We start from the raw sequence: 3,976 nt of genomic DNA on the forward strand, positions 1-3,976 counted from the left end.
CAAAAATCACTATCGTCTCTGTGGGTGGGGTCTTTAATGGGAGGTCGGGCTTTCAGGCGGCTCGTTTCTATCACCTGCGAGGGAGTCGAGACTGGGTTGAGGATCTCGGCGGTATTGTCTTCCCCTCTCGGTGGCTGTGGAACGTGAGTTCCCAATTTAATCAAGCTCGTTTGCAAGGGCATTATTCGGCCCGGAGCAGTGGCTCCCACGCTCACGATGGCCCTGAAGGTTATTTTGGTCTAGAAGTTGCTAAGCCGGAGGACATGACTTATGTAGAGTTAACCCTCCAAGAGGTGAATAAACTTCCTATTTGGTCGCTAGAGAAGCCAGCAAAGTAGTCATTGCGAATCGGGAATGGCTATTTTAATTAGCCATTCCCGATTCGCAAATATCATTTCCAATCTTCCCAATTCTGGTTGAAAATTGAGGTGTCTGGAAAGACAGTCGGATTGTTATTCTTATCCAATCGACGTTTCAGCGCTTCTAGTTGTGGTTCAGCGCGTGGCAGTTCATCCACTAGCTGATAAGGCGCGATCGCATTTTCTAAGGCAAAAGCGGCTGTCGTTCCAGCAGCAGCCCCCGCTGACCATTCAAAGGAATGCACTCGATAGGCAGCGGCGGCAATATGACTGGTCGCAATACTTTTCCCTGCCACTAGCATATTGTTGATTTTTTGGGGAATCATCGCTCTGAGAGGGATTTGGAACGGATATGCTTGACCTGCACCCCGTCGTTCACCTTCCCGTTCGGTGTTTCCTGGAGCTTCTGCGGGGCTTTGGGTCATGCAAGGATGGAAGTCAATGGCATAGTGACCAATCCCCACAGCGTCGGGATAGATGGTGGAACGAGTGCGCCGCATGACTTGTTCCGGCGGCTTGGTGCCGCTCAGTACAGACGCTACTTCCAGTCCTGCAAGCGATGCCTGTAGTCTCCGATAGGTATCTGGTGACAATGTTTGACGGTAGTAGTCGTCTTTGTAGTTACGGCGAGAAATATCAATTTCCCAAATGCTAAAACCTTGAGGATAAGCCAAGGTGGGGCGTCCAATAATTCGCCGTCCTTCCCGCATATAAGGATACTTAGATAACCCATGCACCGTTCCCATTGGGGAATCTAACCCACTCAGGTAACGGTTATTGGGTTTCGCCTGCTTAACTCCTGGGCCAAGTTGAGAGTCGGTGGTTCCAGCAACCAGCCAGTGAAAATATCCCAGCGCGTTTTCCTCGCCTTTGCGGAGGGTTTCGGTTCGCAATCCTCCCATCCATTCTCCAGGCTGTAGCTGTCCAGCGGCTTGCAACTGGTCGCGAGTGTAAACTAAGTTATCTTCGGCGTTTCCGGGGCGGTAGTCGTTGCCCCAAGTCCAGTTCTGCATGGAGATGTCGCCGGGAGTGGGTCCCGTATAGGAGAGACCCCCGAATTTGGTTGTTTCTCCAGCTTTAGGACTCCAAATGCGTCGGTAGGTGAAGACTAGCCCAAAGTCCGCCAGTCGCTTTAATTCATAGCTGTAGTAGGGTTCATATTGAGAATAGAAGGGTGGCGGGGTATGGGTTTGTGGTTGTTGGGTTGCCTCCATTGCAAAGGTGTAGGTAAAGCCTTGGGTGCAATAGCGATCGCCCTTTTCACTCGACGAAGAAGGTTCGAGGTAAGAACGGGGGTCAATCCCTAGCCGGTAAGGAACGTCAGCCAGGGCAATCAGTTCGCCGGTTTCTGAGGCGTCAACCACGTACCAATTTGGGGCTGCGGGTGCTGGCTTTTTCGCTGGCTGGGGTACAAAACGGACAATGGTTTTGTCAAACTGAGGCGAGTTCTCGTAGCGATAAGAATCCTCAATCGTTTGCGATAGCGGCAGCGTGTTGAGAGGAGATGCGCCTTTCGCTGGACGATGCTGGATAGCGATCGCACCTTGAATCAAATTGCCCGCTTGGTCGATATTCAGTTCTTTGATTACCGTCGAGGGAAACCATTTCAGCTTGCCTCTGCCTCTTTTGGCAGCATCTTGCAATTGGTCGTACAGCAGTTTGTGAGCATCGCGGGGAAGAAAGCAGGATTCACTAACCCAACAATCGCCAGGATTGAGTTCTCCATATTTGCGATTGATTCGCTGTCGCAAGTCCAGGTAGCCGCGAGAATATAACAGCTTTTGCCGTTGGGTAGGGCGTTCATCCAGTGCGGAAGTTCCCTGTGCGGAAATTTGTCCTCCTACCCAGTCGGTAATTTCCGTGAGGCAAACGGTTCGCCCCGCCAATAAGCCTTCGTAGGCAGTCGCCGCACCGGAGAGTCCCCCTCCAACGACCAAGATTTCACACTCCACCGTTTGATCTGGGTTTCTGGGGGGTGCTGCCAAAGCAAGTGGAGTGAATGATTCTAGCAATGTTAAGCCTAGAGTCAGGCTAAGGAGCGATCGCTTCATGTTTAGACGTTTCAGCTTCTACGTATATCTAGCTAGCTCTCCGACGCTACCACTCTCAAATTGTTCATTGCAAGCTTTTCTGGCGGCAGTCAGAACAAGCGATCGCTCTAGCCTATCCCGAAAAGGCGATAAATATTACTCTACTCGAATCCCCCTGTTGAATTAGATGGCGATTCAAGTCAGCATCTGCACTTTTCTATAGCTAGCAGTGCAGCTAATTCCCGCTATTGGTAGTGCTTCGGATTTTGATTGCAGTAGCGCTGCGAATAAATCCTAATTTCCTAAGGACTCGCTGAATAAGCCTCTACCTAATGAGATGTTTTTAGTTCTGAAAATCCCTTACTTTAGCCTAGTTTTTAATTTCATTATCCTGTATAAAACCGAACAAAAATAGATTGCATTCATTTTTATTCTAAAAAACAAATATCGATCGAGATTTAGTTGCAATTTAGAGCAAGCTAGAGATCGCATCTGATAGACACGGCGCTACAATATGTTTTTTGGAATTTCCAGTGAAGCTACAAAGTAATTTTTAGCAGCAAGTATGGTTTTAAAGAATGAATTGATACGATTAGCTCTCTCGGTAAGCAAACATATCTAAAGAGAGAGGTAGTTGAAGAAAGATTAAGCAGTATTAGTAGATGTATACCTGCTCAGATGTAAATGATCGCTGAGTTGAGAAAAAAAATTTAGTGCATCAAGACTTTCCTGAATTTGTTAGCTCTTTTTTGGCTAACGAACCTACGGTCAGCCCTAGCAAACAAAAGTATTTCCTGGAGATTTAACCATGATGAAACGAACAACAGCAACTGCTGCCCTTGTAGCAGTTGGATTATTTACGTCTCTGGGCTTCTCAGCCGTAGCTCAGACCACCCGCCCCGTAACGCCATCAACCCGACCGGCAACGCCGTCAAACCGACAGGCAACGCCGTCACGCAACAGCCAGTTGACTGCCCTAGATAGGCAGTTTATTATGGACGCCGCCCACGGGGGAATGGCAGAAGTACAACTAGGGCAACTGGCGTTAGAAAAGTCAACCGACCCGAATGTAAAGCAGTTCGCGCAGCAGATGATTCAGGAGCATACACGGGCGAACCAAGAGCTAATGCAGTTAGCGGCTCAGAAGGGAATCACGCCTCCAACGACTCCGGGGCCAAAGTATGAAGCAGCAATGATGCGGCTTCAGCAGTTGTCTGGAAAGAGCTTCGACCAAGCCTATATGATGGAGGGCGGGCTGAACGGTCACTTAGAAAGTGCCGCAGTGTACCAGCGTCAAGTTGGACTGGGACAAGATCCCGATCTGAAAGCGTTTGCTGGCAGAATCTTGCCAAGGGTGCAGGGTCATTTAGAAATGGCTGCTTCGATGACAGGTGCCAAGGTGGCTGAGACAGACAATGCGATGCCTGGAATGCCTGGAATGTCTGGGATGCAGATGAACCGGGGGACGCAGATGAACCGGGGGATGCAGATGAACCAGGGGACGCAGACAACCCCGAATATGCAGATGAACCGGGGAATGCAGACAACTCCTGGGACACAGATGACTCCTGGAACACAGACGACCCC

At 49.6% G+C, this 3,976-nt stretch carries 2 protein-coding genes and 1 pseudogene; 2 read left to right on the forward strand and 1 reads right to left on the reverse strand.

What is annotated here, in order from left to right:
* A pseudogene (locus tag H6F50_RS02940) lies at positions 1–338 on the forward strand (hypothetical protein); the annotation flags it as partial.
* A 53-nt stretch (positions 339–391) separates the two neighbouring features.
* Here H6F50_RS02940 and H6F50_RS02945 read toward each other — a convergent pair.
* A complete protein-coding gene (locus H6F50_RS02945) occupies positions 392–2,410 on the reverse strand; it encodes an FAD-dependent oxidoreductase (RefSeq protein ID WP_190426137.1) in 2,019 nt (672 codons plus the stop codon).
* A 787-nt stretch (positions 2,411–3,197) separates the two neighbouring features.
* Between H6F50_RS02945 and H6F50_RS02950 the strand changes: the two genes are divergently transcribed.
* A partial coding sequence (locus H6F50_RS02950; protein ID WP_242028876.1) for a DUF4142 domain-containing protein occupies positions 3,198–3,976 on the forward strand: 779 nt, incomplete at its 3' end.

Source organism: Coleofasciculus sp. FACHB-712 (genome assembly GCF_014695635.1).
GTDB lineage: Bacteria > Cyanobacteriota > Cyanobacteriia > Cyanobacteriales > FACHB-T130 > FACHB-T130.

Bases quoted from the DNA above. Each gene is read 5' to 3' on its own strand.
- H6F50_RS02945 (WP_190426137.1), bottom strand. From the start codon at position 2,410: ATGAAGCGATCGCTCCTTAGCCTGACTCTAGGCTTAACATTGCTAGAA.